This is a genomic window from Neomicrococcus lactis, assembly GCF_014200305.1.
In the GTDB taxonomy this organism is placed as follows: Bacteria; Actinomycetota; Actinomycetes; order Actinomycetales; family Micrococcaceae; genus Neomicrococcus; species Neomicrococcus lactis.
In genome coordinates, this window is record NZ_JACHBL010000001.1 from 1 (window position 1) to 15,415 (window position 15,415).

A 15,415-nucleotide genomic window follows, 5' to 3' on the forward strand; every position below is an offset into this window, starting at 1 on the left:
TGAAGTTTCTACCCGTAAAGCAAAAGGAGCTGGCGAGCGAGAAGAGTGGTTGGGGGAAACACTCAACTTCGCTCGCCAGCACTTGAACCAATTACCTCTCTCCAAATAATCGATTCTGTTCATCACTCGCACCTTTGAAGGCACTACCTACGTTAGGCACTGAGTTTGTGCGCCTTCGAAGTGTTGGCTGTACGGTTCCTGTGACAACAAACGAAAGGGCATCTTGATGAGTTCTCAGCGACTGGCTTTTATTGGCCTGGGCAACATGAATGGCGCGATTTTGCGCGGAATTCTGGCGTCTGGCCATGATCCGAAGCTCGTGAAGGGTACGGTCAGGAACCCAGAGAAATCTCAGGCACTTTCCAGTGAACTTGGCGTGACCGTCCTTGCCGAAGGCGATAATCCGGCGGCCAATCAAGAGGCGGTGAAGGACGCGGACATCATTTTCTTGGGCGTGAAGCCTTTCGGGATCTCGGATATGTGTGAGCAGATCAAGGATCACCTCCCGGCTGGCTCCGTCGTCGTCTCGGTAGCCGCCGCCGTCACCACCGCAACTATGGAAGCCCACTTGAACCCGGGGCAATCCGTCATTCGCACCATGCCGAACGTGCCCCTGCAAGTGGGGAAGGGCGCCGTCGGACTCTCTGCGGGCACTCACGCCACGGAGGAGCACGTCAACGCGGCCACGGCGCTCTTTGAGCCGTCCGGGCTGGTAGTGAAGGTTCCGGAGGATCAGCTGGACGCCGTCTCCGCGATCTCCGGATCCGGCCCGGCGTACGCGTTCTACCTCGCCGAGCTCATGGCAGAAGCGGGGGAGAAGCTCGGTTTGGACGCCGCGCTCTCTCGCGACCTGGCCCGCGCCACGATGGCCGGAGCCGGTTACATGCTCGATGACGCAGCCGCAGACCCTGCTACTTTGCGCAAGTCCGTCACGAGCCCGAAGGGCACCACGGAGGTCGCTTTGCGCATCTTCGAAGAGCGCGGAATGCGGGACATTATTTCCGCCGGCGCAGCCGGTGCCACGGCTCGCGCTCAGGAAATCAGTAATGATCTAGCAAGTTAGAGTCACCGCTTTGAGATGCGGTTAAGGTGAAGATACGAGATTGTCTCGTGTCATCTCATCAGAGTGAATTCCGCGGAGGAAACGTTCATGCGTGCAGTTGTGTTCGATGATTTCAAAACCTTTCCCGTTCTCAAAGACATTGAAAAGCCCACGCCAGGTCCCGGCGAAGTCCTGCTGAAGGTTGCCGGCGCTGGCGCTTGCCACTCAGACGTGGCGATCTTCGAAGATTTCGAGGCCAACAACCCTGCCGGTCTCAAGCCAGGCTTCGTGTTGGGCCACGAGAATTCCGGCTGGGTTGAAGAAGTAGGCCCAGGCGTCTCCGGCATCACCAAGGGCGAGGCGTACCTGATCTACGGTCCTATTGGTTGTCAGCACTGCCGTGCGTGCTCCCGCGGTCAAGACACCTACTGCGAGAATGCAGCTACGAACCCGTACCTCGGCGTTGGCCTGGGCCGCAACGGCGGCATGGCCGAATACGTGACCGCTACAGCCCGTAACTTGGTGCCGTTGGGCGATGCTGATCCGGTTGCCGCCGCGCCGCTTTCCGACGCCGGCCTCACGCCGTACCACGCCATCAAGTTGGCTTTGCCAAAGCTCAACGGCGGCGGAAAGTTCGCGCTCGTCATTGGCTTGGGCGGCTTGGGCCTTGTGGGTGTGCAGATCCTGAAGGCGCTCACGGGCGCCACGATCATCGCAACGGATGCGAAGCCAGAAGCCATGGCTGAAGCGGAGAAGCTTGGTGCAGTGACGGTGCCTTCGGGCTCGGATCAGGTGGCGAAGATCCGCGAGATCACCGGTGGTCGCGGCGTTGACGCGGCTTTCGATTTCGTGGGAATTTCGGCAACCATTACGACGGCGATGCAGTCCATGGCACTCCAGGGTCGTTGCACGATCGTTGGCATTGCAGGTCAGCCATACGACTGGTCCTTCTTCGGTGCACCATACGAGGTTGAACTCACGAGCACCTACTGGGGCACCATTGAGGACCTCTACGACGTCGTGGAACTCTACAAAGCAGGCCAAGTGGTTCCGCAGTACACCACGTTCTCGATGGACAAGGCACTCGAGGCTTACCAACTTCTCGTGGACGGCAAGATTTCCGGCCGCGCAGTGGTCACGCCCAACGCTTAAGAAGTAAGAGCTGCGCAGCTCTCTGAATGGATCACAACGAGCGGTTCGTGGCTCCCCACAAGTTAGGGACGGGCTGCGAACCGTTCCAACAAATCCGTGTGGCCGGAAACGATCAGCACGTCGCGGTGCGTGACCTTCGTGTTAGGTTGCGCGTACGTGAAGTCTTCGCCAGGCGTCTTCACACCAACAATCGTGACGCCGTACTTGGCGCGCACTTGGGACTCGGCCAAGGTGAAGCCCTGAGTTTCCTTCGGCGGGTACATCTTGACGATCGCAAAGCCGTCGTCGAACTCAATGAAGTCCAACATGCGACCGCCCACCAGGTGAGCGGTGCGGACACCGGCGTCAGCTTCCGGATAGATCACGTGGTTGGCGCCAATGCGCGTGAGGATCTTGCCGTGGGACGGAGTGATGGCCTTGACCCAGAGGTGCTCGATTCCAAGATCCACGAGGTTCACGGTGATGAGCACGGATGACTCGATCGACGTACCCACACCCACCACAGCGGAGCTGAACTCCTGAGCGCCCAGCTGGCGTAGAGCATCGATATTGGTGGCGTCTGCTTCCACCACGTGGGTGAGAGCACCGGACCACTTTTGCACCAGATGCTGGTTGCGTTCGATCACGAGAACTTCGCGGCCTTGCTTCACGAGCTGGCTGGCCACGGAGGCGCCGAAACGTCCGAGTCCGATCACCAGCACGGGTGCATTGTGATCTTGTTGCGCTTTGTCAGCCAATGATCGGCCTTTCCTCTGGGTAGCGGTACAACTGGTCGCGCTGCTTCAATGACAGCGCAGACGCAAGAGTAATGGTGCCAATTCGGCCCGCGAACATCAATGCCGCCAAAATGTACTTTCCAGCCGGCGGCAGTTCAGCACTCAAATTCGTACTCAATCCCACGGTAGCGAACGCAGAGATGGACTCGAACAAGACTCGGTCCAGGGTGGCGCTGCTGATGCTCATGAGCAAGCCGCATGCGGTAGCCACGAGGGTGGCTCCCAAGACCACCACGGAGAAGGCGACTCGGAGCGTGCCTTCCGGTATGGTGCGGCCAAAAGCCTTGACGTCACGTTCACCGCGGGCTTCGGCGAAGATCGCGAGGAACAGCACAGCCAAGGTAGTGATCTTGATACCGCCAGCGGTGGAGGCGGAACCGCCGCCGACGAACATGAGCGCGTCCGTGGCCAACATGGTTCGTGACTCCATGAGCGCTTGATCTACCAAGTTGAAGCCGCCGGAACGAGTCATGATGGACGCAAAAATTGCGTGGACAATTTTGTCCCCGGCTTCCATTTCCCCGATGGTCCGGACGTTATTCCACTCGAGTAATCCCCACCCCACTGTGCCAACGACCACCAAGGCGAAAGAACCAATGATGGTGATCTTAGTGTGAACGTTCCATTTGCTGAAGGACCAACCGAAATGCAAGAGCACCAAAATGACCGGGAAGCCCAAGCTGCCAATAAACACCCCCACCATGAGTGGAATGAGAATGAACGGGTCCATCTCATAGGGAACCAGTCCGTCTGAGTGGGGCGTAAAGCCAGCGTTGTTGAACGCGGAAATGGCGTAGAAGGTGCCGTGCCACAAGGCGGTCGGGAAGGACTCTCCCAACACGATGAATCGCGGCGTGAGGACCAGCATGAGGGCGAGCTGGATGACAATCGACGTCGTAATAACGATCCTCAACAGCGAGCCGACCTCGCCTAAGGTACCGGACGCCGTCGTACTCATTGAATTCTGAGCCAGCAGCTTGCCGCGCACACCCAACTTCTTGCTCACCGCGAGGGAAAGCAAAGACGCAATCGTCAGGATGCCCAAGCCGCCAATGAACACGCCGAGCGAAATAAACACCTGGCCCCAGAAAGACCAATGTTCGGCGGTGGAGACCACCGTCAGCCCCGTCACGCACACGGCAGAGACAGCCGTGAACAGTGCGTCGTGAAGGACCGTGAACTCGCCAGTCTTGGAGGAAATCGGGAGCGCCAACAAGAGAGTAAACAGCGCAATGACGCTCATAAACGCCAAAAGAGCAAGACGAGCGGGGGAGTGTGAGGCCACGCCTTGTACGTACGAGCGCGTAGCGGAAACGGGGCGCATTGCCCGTTCGCGCCATCGCGAAGTGCTCGTCGCGGAGGTCTGGGTCATCTTCACATTCAATCACTAGCGTGTGCCAAAACCGTGAGTCAGGCCACTAAACAAGTACGGTGGTAGGTGTGAGGGACGTTTCATCGGCGAAAGTGGTCAGTAAGATCGTGTGGTCTGAGGACTACCTATCTTATAAATTCAGCGATTCACACCCTATGAATCCTATTCGGTTAGACCTCACCATGCGGCTAGCCCGGTCCCTAAACGTGATCGAATCGCGCAACTTGGGCATCATCGAGCCGTTCGTTGCCTCGGATGAGGAACTCGAAAAAGTCCATACACACGAATTTGTGGAGGCCGTTCATCGCGGCGCTGAGAATCCTCGCGAATCCATCCCCGAGTTTGGACTTGGAACCGAGGACAACCCGCTCTTCGCCGCGATCCATGAGTCTTCCGCACGCATCGCAGGTGGATCCATTGCCGCGGCCCGCGAAATCATCGCCGGCACCGCGCAGCACGTGGTCAACTTCGCCGGCGGTCTGCATCACGCAGCGGCCAATAAGGCCAGTGGCTTCTGCATCTATAACGACGCCGCGCTCGCGATCCAAGAGCTCCTAGATTCCGGAATGCAGCGCGTCCTCTACATCGACGTAGACGCCCACCACGGCGACGGCACCGAGCGCATCTTCTGGGATGACCCACGCGTCATGACGATTTCGCTGCATGAGAGCGGCATTTCTTTGTTCCCCGGAACCGGCTTCGCGAATGAAACCGGCGGACCCGAAGCGCCTGGCACGGCAGTCAACGTGGCTATGCCTTCGCGGTGCTCAGATGCTGGGTGGCTAAGAGCGTTCCACGCGATTGTCCCGCAGCTGACGGAACAGTTTGCTCCCGAGGTGATTGTCTCTCAGCATGGTTGCGACGCGCACGCGAAGGATGACCTCGCGAATCTGCGATTGAGCCTGGACGCGCAGCGCCAAAACATGCTGGATATCGCGGACCTGGCGAAGCGTTTTTCGCAAGATCGCTGGATCGCCACGGGCGGCGGCGGGTACAACGTCATTGACGTGGTGCCGATCGCCTGGACACACCTCATGGCGATCGCGGGCGGTCAGCCCATCCCGCTGCGCACCGAGATCCCTGAGGACTACCGAACCTACGTCTATGAGACCTACGGCGTGGATGCACCGCGCACCATGAGCGATGACGCCGATCTGTGGTGGCGCTCGTGGGAAGTGGGCTATGACCCTTCGGACCCCGTTGACCGCACGATTATGGCGACGCGCAAAGAAATCTTCCCGCTCTACGGGCTGGACCCGTGGTTCGACTAATCGCGTCATTTCTAGGGGTGTTAAGGCACAAGAACGGCCAGTAGCGCGCCGAAGGGGCCTCGAAACGTTCGCTCAATCTATTTTCTAATAGTCGTTCAGCGTGGCAATGTTCGAAGTGAATCAGAGACCTGAGAGCGGTGTGTCCGCTCCAATAGTGAAGGAGTCACTATGAACCAACATCTCTTGGAAATTCGCGATGAGGTATTCCGCCGCAACCCCGGCGAAGTCGAATTCCATCAGGCAGTCAATGAGGTTTTTGACTCTCTAGGACCTGTCACCAAGAAGCACCCAGAGTTCGTTGAAGCGGCCATCCTGTCCCGCATGTGCGAGCCAGAGCGTCAGATCATCTTCCGCGTGCCGTGGGTTGATGACAAGGGCCAGGTCCAGATCAACCGTGGTTTCCGCGTGGAGTTCAACTCCGCACTCGGCCCGTACAAGGGCGGCCTGCGCTTCCACCCAAGCGTGTACTTGGGCATCGTGAAGTTCCTTGGCTTTGAGCAGATTTTCAAGAACGCTTTGACCGGCATGCCTATTGGCGGCGGCAAGGGTGGTTCTGACTTTGATCCACACGGCAAGTCTGACGCTGAAGTCATGCGCTTTTGCCAGTCCTTCATGACGGAGCTTTACCGTCACATTGGCGAGTATACGGACGTACCTGCTGGTGACATCGGCGTGGGCGGCCGCGAGATCGGCTACCTCTTTGGCCAGTACAAGCGCATCACGAACCGCTACGAATCCGGCGTCCTCACCGGTAAAGGCGTCTCGTGGGGCGGCTCCTTGGTTCGTCCGGAAGCAACCGGCTACGGCGCCGTGATGTTCACGAACGAAATGCTCAAGACCCGCGGCGCATCTTTCGACGGCCGTCGCGTCATTGTTTCCGGTTCCGGCAACGTGGCCCTCAACGCCATCGAGAAGGCTACGAACCTCGGCGCCACGTGCATCACTGCTTCTGACTCTTCCGGCTACATCGTGGACGAGAACGGCATTGACCTTGATCTCTTGCGTCAGATCAAGGAAGTTGAGCGCGGCCGCATCAGCGAGTACGCCGAGCGCCGTGGCAGCAACGTGCACTTCGTTGCGGGCGGTTCCGTCTGGGATGTTGCGGGCGACGTCGCACTTCCTTGCGCAACCCAGAATGAACTGGAAGAAAAGGACGCACGCCGCTTGATTGAAAATGGCGTGATTGCTGTAGCTGAGGGTGCCAACATGCCGTGCACCGCGGACGCTACCGCACTGTTCCAGGAAGCCAAGATCCTCTTCGCTCCGGGCAAGGCCGCCAACGCTGGCGGTGTGGCCACGTCGGCTCTCGAAATGCAGCAGAACGCTTCCCGCGATGCGTGGACGTTCGAGCACACGGAAGAGCGCCTCGAAGACATCATGATCAACATTCACCGCCAGTGCGCGGAGACCGCGGACGAATACGGAATGCCAGGCAACTACGTTTTGGGTGCCAACATTTCCGGTTTCGTGAAGGTCGCCGATGCCATGATGGCACTTGGTGTGATCTAGTTTTTCCCGTTCGGGACCACTCAATACTCCGAATGCACGCGTGTTCTTCCGCAAAAGACGCGCGCGCATTCGGAGTATTGGCGTTGAGCGAGTAATCTGTTAAGGATCGTTTAGCAAAGATTCAGCTCGAATAGGTTGCGCTTTGCGCACTCGAGCGATAGTCAACAATCAAAACTGCGAGGAATTTTTATGGGCTCCGTTATTAAGAAGCGCCGCAAGCGTATGGCGAAGAAGAAGCACCGCAAGTTGCTTCGTAAGACCCGTCACCAGCGCCGCAACAAGAAGTAAATCTTCTTTGCCCGGGCCGCCGCCTTCCCTGTTTGTGGGAAGCGGCGGCCTTTTGCGTTCCCGGATTCAGATAGGCTTTTGTGCGTGAATCACCCGAAAATTGAGCTCATCACCAACGTTGGCTGCCACCTCTGCGCGGACGCTCGGGACGTGCTGGATCAAGTGACGGGAGAGGTGGGGATGACGTGGGACGAGATTCCGTTGCAGTCTTCCCCGGAGTTGGCGCAACACGCTGACGAGGTTCCCGTCTTGCGTATCAACGGGGTAGTGCGAGATTTCTGGGTTATTGACCCGGACCGGTTGCGTCGTTTGCTCACGGAGCGTCATGAATCCTGATTCTGAGTCCGACGCCGCAGCTCACCTTGAGCTCTTCCCTTCCGGACATTCCACCGCGGCGAGTGCCAACACCGTCTTACCCGAGGCAACGGTGCGTCGGCTAACCAGCTATTTGCGGGCTTTGGACTTGGTCAATGAAGAGCAAACCACTGTGTCCTCGCAAGGGCTGGCTGAAGCGGCCGGAACGAACTCGGCGACGCTTCGCAAGGATCTTTCCCTCATGGGTACCTATGGCCGCCGTGGCGTGGGCTATGACGTCAAGCTCTTGCGGGAGCTCCTGGAAAACACGCTGGGGCTCAACCGCGAGTGGCGCGTCATGCTGGTGGGCGCCGGTAACTTGGGCCGCGCTCTGGCTGGTTATGCGGGATTCAGCTCTCACGGTTTTCGGTTCGTGGGCGTCGTGGACAACAATCCGGATCTTGTGGGCATGAAGATCCACGATCTCGACGTGTCCTCATCGGACAAGATTTCAGCGATCGTCACCGAGCATCGTGCCAACCTTGCCGTGGTCACCGTTCCTGGGGCGGCTGCACAGCACGTGGTTGATGAACTGGTGGAAGCAGGAGTCCGAAACATCCTCTCCTTCGCGCCGGTACGCGTGACCGTCCCGGCCGGTGTCACCGTGCGACGCGTGGATGTTGCGCGGGAAATCCAGATGCTTGCCTACTTCGCCGTTGCTGGCGGGGGAATGGACAAGTAACGAAGACTTCGAACAAGAAAAAAAGGTGCGGGGCTTCCATGGAGGAAGCCCCGCACCTTTTGTTGTGACGAACTATGCGCGTGGGTAGCGCTTCGCAGCTGACTTGGCGGCGATGTATTCGCTGGATGGGCGAAGCCATGCCAGCACGATTGCGGCGACGCCCAAGGCGAGCATGAGCCAACCCTGGATGCCGGCACCCGCGAAGACCATCAAGGAGAGGGCCGCGAGCACCGTACCGGTGATACGAGCTCCGTTGCTGCCCTTGCCAATGAAGTAGCCGATCACGGCGTACAGCAGGCCAGCGATGAAGGTGAAGACTGCGCCGACCGTCTTGGACATGCTTACGAGCTCGTTGACAGAGATGCCCTGCTTCTCGAGTTCATCGAACTGCTCGCTCGCATTTGGGGTGGAGTTGATGACATCCACCAGCATCTGGTTTGGAACCATTAGCAAGGCAATCCCGCCGATAATCGTCAGGGCTGCAGCGATGTAGAGCAAGATCGACGCGATCTTCAGCTCCTTAGGGCGTGCTGGAACGGCAGGAGCTCCAAAGCCGCCCTGTTGCATCGGCATGTTCCAGTTGCCCTGCTGCTGCGCGCCCGGCTGACCGAGCTGCTGCTGGCCGTAAGCGTTCTGCCCGTATGGATTCTGGCCGTACGGGTTCTGCTGGCCGTAGGCGTTCTGTCCGGCAGGATTATGTCCAGCTGGAGCTTGGTCGTAGGGATTCTGGTTGTACGGGTTCTGACCGTATGGACTCTGCGCAGGCTGCTGGCCGGGCTGCACGTTTCCGGAAGCAGGCACGGAGGAACCAGTTCCTACAGTTGGCTCGCTAGGGGAGTTGAATCCCTCGCGAGGAGCGTTGGAGGAAGCGTTGTTTCCAAAGTTCGCGGATTCGCCTTCCGGTAGTCGCTGTCCGTAGCGCGGTGGTTCGGGGATACGCGGGGTGGAATCGTCGTTGCTCATCTTGGGCTCCTGATAGTCGGTTCCAATGTCTGTCTCCAGAATAGTCAACATGGCGCAGCTATTGGGTCATCTTCAGGAATGACTTTTCCCCTAGCGGAATGGCGCAGCTCGTGAAAAAGGCAAAAAAGCCGGCGACCTCCGTGGTGATACGGGGTCGCCGGCATGTTTACCGCTACTCGCACCTAAATGGAGTGCGGCGTTGAGAGATGCGGCAGCTAGGAACTGACGCGCTCAGCAATTAGTTGCTCTTGACGAATGCTGCGTCGATTTCGATAACAACCTTGTCAGAGACAAGTACGCCGCCAGCTTCAAGAGCAGCGTTCCAGGTGAGGCCCCACTGCTTGCGGGAAATGGTGGTCTTGCCGGAGAAAGCAGCGCGGGTGTTGCCGAATGGATCGACTGCAACGCCCTCGGACTCAACCTTGAGGGTGACTGGGTGGGTCTGATCGCGGATGGTCAGGTCGCCCGTGAGCTCGAACTCTTCGTTGTTGCCGGAAACGCCGGTGGAAACGAACTTGAGGGTTGGGTAGGTCTCAACGTCGAAGAAGTCAGCGGACTTCACATGGCCGTCGCGGCCTTCGTCGCCGGAGTTGAAGGAATCAGCGTTGATGGTGACCTCAACGGAAGAATCGTTTGCGGTTTCGCCGACGGTGAGGGTTCCTTCAGCGGCGGTGAACTTTCCGCGAACCTTGGAGATGCCAGCGTGGCGAACAACGAACGCGATGTCCGAGTGAGTGGGACATGTCGAGGTTCCAAGTGCCAGTTGCGAGTTCAGTCATGGGGTTACTCCTTGAAGTATGAGGGTTTGAATTCTTCTTCAACTTTTCGACTCCCGATCGAGCCGTTACTTGAACTCTAATGTATTCATCTGCATATGTCCACATTTGATTGAAATTTCAAGTAAATATTTTGCGTGAGCTTGATCACGGCATCTAGGGCACTTGGGTCTCACCCTCCCATGTCGAAGTGAAATACAGAGGTCCATCGAGGAAACTCTGCGGAAACTCCCACGTGGAAAGAGGGATTTCCGTTAGTGAACCTTGGCGCTCTTTGAGAGAATGGAACTTATGCCTATGTCAACCGTTCACTTGGTGCGTCACGGAGAAGTCCACAACCCTGACCGTGTTCTCTACGGTCGGTTGCCCGGATTCCACTTATCTGACCGTGGATACCAAATGGCAGACCGTATTGCGGAGCACTTCGCGGTGCGCAAGGATGCTGGCGCCAACATCGCTACCGTCGCTGCCTCACCCCTGTTGCGGGCCCAAGAAACGGCACGGCCCACGGCACTTGCGCTCGGCCTCACACTGCTCGAAGAACCTCGTGTCATTGAAGCCATGAATCACTTCGAGGGCATGTCTCACATCAAGAAACAGCTCGGCAACCCCAAGCACTGGCCGTTCCTCGTGAATCCCTTCCGTCCTAGCTGGGGCGAGAAGTATGAGGCCCAGGTGAAGCGCGTGGTGGAGGCCGTCAAGGTCCACCGTGATCTCGCGGTCAAGCTCAATGGCGAAGGGGCCGAGGCGGTGATCGTGAGCCACCAATTGCCAATCTGGGTGACACGACTCTCGGCTGAGGGCAAGCCTCTCTGGCATGACCCGCGGCATCGCGAGTGCTCACTCGCCTCCATTACTAGCTTGCACTTCGATGGCGAACGCCTGACCGGTGTTGAATACTCTGAACCCTGCGAGGATCTCTTGATCGGCGCGGCAAACCTTCCGGGAGCATAAGCACGAATGTCTGACCCAGCTTCTTCTACGTCTTCTGCACGGCCTGGCCGCCGCGCGATCCTTGCGGGCGCCTTGGCGTTGCCGGTCTCTTTGGTGTTGGCTGCATGCGCGCCAGAACAGTCGAGCCTCGCTCAGCAGGCCAACGAAGGCGGCAACAAGAATTACATCGCCGGAGACGGAGCCGTTGAGGTCTACGCGGAAGACCAGCGCACCGCAGCCATTGAACTGACCGCTGAGACCTACAAAGGCAACGCCGTCAACTTGCAGGAGTGGCGCGGCGACGTCGTCGTCATGAATTTTTGGTACGCAGCGTGCGCACCGTGCCGCGTGGAAGCGCCGCACCTCAAGGAACTGCAAGAGGCATTCAAGCCTGAAGGTGTGCACTTCCTCGGTATCAACGGACGTGACGAGAAGGCGACCGCCGAGGCTTTCGAGCGCACCTTCGCCATTCCTTACGAGTCCGTGCCTGACCGCAACGGCCAAGTGCTGATGCAGTTGACGAAGTACGTGGCGGCTCAGGCCTACCCAACAACTTTGGTGATTGATAAGAAGGGGCGCGTTGCAGCGCGCATTCTGGGACTGGCAGATAAGTCAACGCTCAAAGCGCTGATTGAAACCGCCGTCGCGGAAAAGGCCTGACGTGCTCTTATCCGTTCCAACATCCATCGTGGCGGAAGCCGCGAATCCCTTCGCCTCAACCGTCCTTGATGGCTCGTTGCTTCTTGCCGTGCCCATCGCGATCCTCGCGGGACTCGTGTCCTTCTTGTCGCCGTGCGTTTTGCCGCTCGTACCTGGCTACTTGGGCTACGTCACGGGCCTGACCGGCGTCGATCTGAATAAGCAAGCCCGCGGCCGCATGACGTGGGGCATTTCCCTGTTCATCCTGGGATTCACCGCGGTCTTCATGCTCACGGGCGTGCTGTTTGCGCAGCTGTCCATTTGGTTGCGCTTCCAAGGCGACTGGGTCACGCGCATTCTCGGTTTGCTGGTGATCATCATGGGCATCGTGTTCATGGGTGGTTTCCGGTTCATGCAGCGAGACATGAAGGTCCACGCGCGCCCCGCAGCCGGCCTCTGGGGTGCGCCGATTCTCGGCATCACTTTCGGCCTCGGCTGGGCACCCTGCATCGGCCCGACGCTCGCGGCCGTGCTCGCCCTGAGCTCCGGCGCGAACCCGCAGCCCGAAAAAGCTGCACTCTTGACGTTCGTCTACTGCATGGGTCTGGGCGTCCCTTTCCTTTTGATTGCGCTGGCGTTCCGACGCGGCATGGGCGCGCTCAAGGCAGTCCGCAAACACCAAGTGCTGTTGATGCGCTTGGGCGGCGGAATGCTGATTGTTCTTGGCATTCTCATGGCGACTGGCCTGTGGGGAACGTGGGTTACCCAGTTGCAAGACTGGTTTGCGAATGAAGTGAGGTTGCCGATCTAATGGCGAAAGCTGACAACGTTCGGGATTCAGAGTTAGCCCAATCAGAGCACGACGCCGAAGCTCAAGACGGTCTCGAAGCGAGCGGACACTCCTCGCAAGAGAGCGACGAAAGCCGCGCTGCGTCGTCGTCCTCCGAAGAGAATTTCGCAGCCCCAGCAGGTAAGAAAGCCGGGAAGGCTGCGAAGGCCGATGTCGACGTGCCGGCGCTGGGGCCACTCGAGATGCTGCGCTGGGCTTGGACGCAATTGACGACCATGCGCACGGCGCTCTTCTTGCTCCTCTTGCTCGCGATCGCCGCGGTTCCGGGCTCTTTGTTCCCACAGCGCTCCGTGGACGCCAACAAGGTTGCCGATTATCTGACCAACAATCCCACCATGGGGCCGTGGCTAGATCGCTTCCAGTTCTTCGACGTGTACTCGTCTGTCTGGTTCTCGGCGATCTACATCTTGCTGTTCATCTCGCTCATCGGCTGCATTATTCCGCGCGTGAAGAAGCACTGGGAGGCCATGCGCTCCGCGCCAGCCCGCACGCCGGCGCGCTTGTCGCGGCTCCCGTACTCGGGAACCATCGAGCTCGACTCCGATGCCAATACCGACGACGTGGTGCGCGAAGCCGCCGCAATTCTCAAGAAGCGTGGATACCGGACGGACCTGCGCCTCGACGGTGATCGCCCTTCTGTGGGCGCCGAACGCGGATACGTTCGTGAGACCGGAAACCTGTTGTTCCACATCAGCCTCGTGGGCATTTTGAGTTCCGTGGCGATCGGCGGCATGTTCAGCTACATCGGTCAGCGCATCTTGGTGGAGGGGGAGTCCTTCGTCAATACGCTCGTGGCCTATGACAGCTTCCGGCCAGGCACGGCGTTCAACCAAGACAACCTTGATCCGTTTGCGGTTCGTTTGGATAACTTCAAGGTCGAATTTGACCGTGAATCCTCCACGCACTTCGGCCAGCCCATCTCTTTCGATGCGACTGTGGATGTCACGAAGTCTGACGGCAGCACTTCGCGCGAACAGCTTCAGGTGAACCATCCGCTGCGCGTCGGCTCCACCGACGTGTACTTGGTGGGCAACGGTTACGCTCCTGAAATTACCGTGCGCGATGGCGAAGGCAACATCGCCTTCCAGGGTCCAGTGGTGGGCGTTCCGCAGGACGGCGTCTACACCTCGCTGCTGGTGCTCAAGGTGCCGGACGCGAAGCCGGACCAGCTGGCGTTCACCGGCTTCTTGCTGCCCACCGCTGTGATGGGCTCTGACGGCGTCTCCTTCTCGGCGGACCCGGCCGCGGTGAACCCGCAGATCAGCTTCAACTCCTACTACGGTGATCTGGGCCTTGACGGGGGCGTTCCGCAGAACGTTTATGTCATTGACACGGAGAACATGACGGAGCTCAATAGCCGCAAGCTCGAGGCGGGTGGCATCACGCTCAACGCCGGGCAGACCTACACCTTGCCGGATGGCAAGGGCTCCATCTCCTTCGATGGTCTCAAGCGCTACGTGGGCATTGACGTCCACCATGATCCAGGCAAGCTGCCGGTAGCTATCTTCGCGGCACTCGCGCTGCTGGGCTTGGCGACCTCCCTGTTCGTGGCTCGTCGCCGCGCGTGGGTGGCCGTCACAGATTCACCTTCAGGAAATGGTCGTATCATCGAGTACGGATTGCTAGCACGCGGTGAAGATCCCCGTCTTGAAGACGAATCGGCGAAACTGCGCTCACTACTTGAAGACCTTGCCGCTCGCGGCACGCACTCCACTTCTGAGAAATAACGAGGAACCATGCCAAACATCAATGAAACCCTCGGCGGGTACAGCGACTTGTTCATGTTGCTGGCGGCCATGGTGTACGCCGTGGCCTTCATTTGCTTCGCGATCGATCTTGCCAAGTCTTCGCAGACCATCCGTGAGCTCGAGAGCAATCTGGTGAAGGAAGAGCAGGAAGAGCTAGCCCTCGTGGGCGCAACCCGCTCTACGCGCGGTTCCTCGGCTTCGGCAGGCGCGTCCGCGCTGGACTCCACGTCTGACGTACTCGTGGGCGACTCGATGGACTACACCGAGAGCACTCCGAAGCGCCGCTTCGCGAATATCGCGATCATGCTGACCATCCTCGCAGCCGCCATCCATGTGTTTGCCGTGGTGAGCCGAGGTATTGCTGCTGCTCGTGTGCCGTGGGGAAACATGTATGAGTTCCTCACCACCGGCGCTTCCATTGTGGCCGTGGTGTATCTCGTGGCGCTTCGCAAGAAGGACCTGCGATTCATGGGTGCCTTCGTGATTGGCCTCGTGACGCTCATGCTGTGTGCTGCAACGATGGGCTTCCCAACGCCCGTGGCGCACTTGATCCCTGCGTTGCAGTCTCCATGGCTGGTCATTCACGTGTCCATCGCTGTGCTTTCTTCGGCTCTCTTCACGATCTCCTTTGCTATGAGCGCTTTGCAGTTGGTGCAGCACTACCGCCAGAAGAACCTGATTGCCGGCAAGGCAGACAAGCTCCCCTTCTTGCGCTTGGTTCCTAGCGCGGCTGCTCTCGAAAACGCCGCTTACCGCATCAACACCGTGAGCTTTGTCATGTGGACCTTCACGGTCATGGCTGGCGCCATTTGGGCTGAGGCCGCTTGGGGCCGTTACTGGGGCTGGGACGTCAAGGAAGTCTGGAGCTTCGTGATCTGGACCGTCTACGCTGGCTACCTCCACGCTCGCGCAACGCGCGGCTGGACCGGCGTTCGTTCGGCCTGGTTGTCCATCATTGGCTACGCCTGCTTGGTCTTCAACTTCACCGTAGTCAACCTGTACTTCAACGGTCTGCACTCCTACGCTGGCATCTAGTCGGCTCGTAGGTCTGCAGGACTGG

Annotated in this window: 15 protein-coding genes and 2 pseudogenes; 13 read left to right on the top strand and 4 right to left on the bottom strand. The window is 58.9% G+C overall.

Annotation, left to right across the window (positions count from 1 at the left end; translation table 11 throughout):
* From BKA12_RS12310 to BKA12_RS00010, 3 genes and pseudogenes are all read left to right on the top strand, one after another.
* Positions 1–109: pseudogene (locus BKA12_RS12310) on the top strand (sugar phosphate isomerase/epimerase); the annotation flags it as partial.
* A gap of 117 nt (positions 110–226) precedes the next feature.
* A complete protein-coding gene (gene proC / locus BKA12_RS00005) occupies positions 227–1,063 on the top strand; it encodes a pyrroline-5-carboxylate reductase (RefSeq protein ID WP_183639681.1) in 837 nt (278 codons plus the stop codon).
* Positions 1,064–1,150: 87 nt separating this feature from the next.
* Positions 1,151–2,194 (top strand): NAD(P)-dependent alcohol dehydrogenase, encoded by a 1,044-nt coding sequence (locus BKA12_RS00010; protein ID WP_183639682.1) that lies wholly within the window; start codon positions 1,151–1,153, stop codon positions 2,192–2,194.
* A gap of 62 nt (positions 2,195–2,256) precedes the next feature.
* On the opposite strand, the gene BKA12_RS00015 is transcribed toward BKA12_RS00010, so the two are convergent.
* Together BKA12_RS00015 and BKA12_RS00020 are read right to left on the bottom strand one after the other, a co-directional pair.
* Positions 2,257–2,895 (bottom strand): NAD-binding protein, encoded by a 639-nt coding sequence (locus BKA12_RS00015; RefSeq protein ID WP_183644261.1) that lies wholly within the window; start codon positions 2,893–2,895, stop codon positions 2,257–2,259.
* Positions 2,896–2,923: 28 nt separating this feature from the next.
* A complete protein-coding gene (locus BKA12_RS00020; RefSeq protein ID WP_246361701.1) occupies positions 2,924–4,294 on the bottom strand; it encodes a TrkH family potassium uptake protein in 1,371 nt (456 codons plus the stop codon).
* A gap of 203 nt (positions 4,295–4,497) precedes the next feature.
* Between BKA12_RS00020 and BKA12_RS00025 the strand changes: the two genes are divergently transcribed.
* From BKA12_RS00025 to BKA12_RS00045, 5 genes are all read left to right on the top strand, one after another.
* Positions 4,498–5,613 (top strand): acetoin utilization protein AcuC, encoded by a 1,116-nt coding sequence (locus BKA12_RS00025; RefSeq protein WP_183639686.1) that lies wholly within the window; start codon positions 4,498–4,500, stop codon positions 5,611–5,613.
* 168 nt (positions 5,614–5,781) lie between these two features.
* The gene (gene gdhA, locus BKA12_RS00030) at positions 5,782–7,122 is read left to right on the top strand and encodes an NADP-specific glutamate dehydrogenase (protein WP_183639689.1); all 1,341 of its coding nucleotides are present in this window, start codon (positions 5,782–5,784) and stop codon (positions 7,120–7,122) included.
* Between the two features lie 189 nt (positions 7,123–7,311).
* Positions 7,312–7,410: a 30S ribosomal protein bS22 gene (locus tag BKA12_RS00035; protein WP_003792170.1), complete on the top strand. Its 99-nt coding sequence runs from the start codon at positions 7,312–7,314 to the stop codon at positions 7,408–7,410.
* Positions 7,411–7,494: 84 nt separating this feature from the next.
* A complete protein-coding gene (locus tag BKA12_RS00040) occupies positions 7,495–7,746 on the top strand; it encodes a glutaredoxin family protein (protein ID WP_183639691.1) in 252 nt (83 codons plus the stop codon).
* Positions 7,736–8,446 (top strand): redox-sensing transcriptional repressor Rex, encoded by a 711-nt coding sequence (locus tag BKA12_RS00045; RefSeq protein ID WP_183639693.1) that lies wholly within the window; start codon positions 7,736–7,738, stop codon positions 8,444–8,446. Before BKA12_RS00040 ends, BKA12_RS00045 begins: the two co-directional genes overlap by 11 nt.
* 72 nt (positions 8,447–8,518) lie before the next feature.
* Here the strand turns inward: BKA12_RS00045 and BKA12_RS00050 are convergent, their stop codons facing one another.
* Entirely contained in the window at positions 8,519–9,409 is an 891-nt protein-coding gene (locus tag BKA12_RS00050) for a hypothetical protein (protein WP_183639695.1), read from the bottom strand.
* A 238-nt stretch (positions 9,410–9,647) separates the two neighbouring features.
* Positions 9,648–10,188 (bottom strand): annotated as a pseudogene (locus BKA12_RS00055) (YceI family protein).
* A 288-nt stretch (positions 10,189–10,476) separates the two neighbouring features.
* Here BKA12_RS00055 and BKA12_RS00060 point away from each other — a divergent pair.
* The 5 genes from BKA12_RS00060 to ccsB are packed head-to-tail and all read left to right on the top strand — an operon-like array spanning position 10,477 to position 15,390.
* Positions 10,477–11,139, top strand: coding sequence for a histidine phosphatase family protein (locus BKA12_RS00060; protein ID WP_183639697.1), 663 nt, complete (start codon positions 10,477–10,479; stop codon positions 11,137–11,139).
* 6 nt (positions 11,140–11,145) lie between these two features.
* A complete protein-coding gene (locus tag BKA12_RS00065; RefSeq protein ID WP_183639699.1) occupies positions 11,146–11,778 on the top strand; it encodes a TlpA family protein disulfide reductase in 633 nt (210 codons plus the stop codon).
* Between the two features lies 1 nt (position 11,779).
* Positions 11,780–12,568, top strand: a complete 789-nt coding sequence (locus tag BKA12_RS00070; RefSeq protein WP_338087378.1) for a cytochrome c biogenesis CcdA family protein — start codon at positions 11,780–11,782, stop codon at positions 12,566–12,568.
* Complete coding sequence (gene resB, locus BKA12_RS00075; protein WP_420826499.1) at positions 12,568–14,334, top strand: cytochrome c biogenesis protein ResB; 1,767 nt, start codon at positions 12,568–12,570, stop codon at positions 14,332–14,334. Before BKA12_RS00070 ends, resB begins: the two co-directional genes overlap by 1 nt.
* Positions 14,335–14,343: 9 nt before the next feature.
* The gene (gene ccsB / locus BKA12_RS00080) at positions 14,344–15,390 is read left to right on the top strand and encodes a c-type cytochrome biogenesis protein CcsB (protein WP_183639701.1); all 1,047 of its coding nucleotides are present in this window, start codon (positions 14,344–14,346) and stop codon (positions 15,388–15,390) included.
* Positions 15,391–15,415 lie beyond the last annotated feature (25 nt).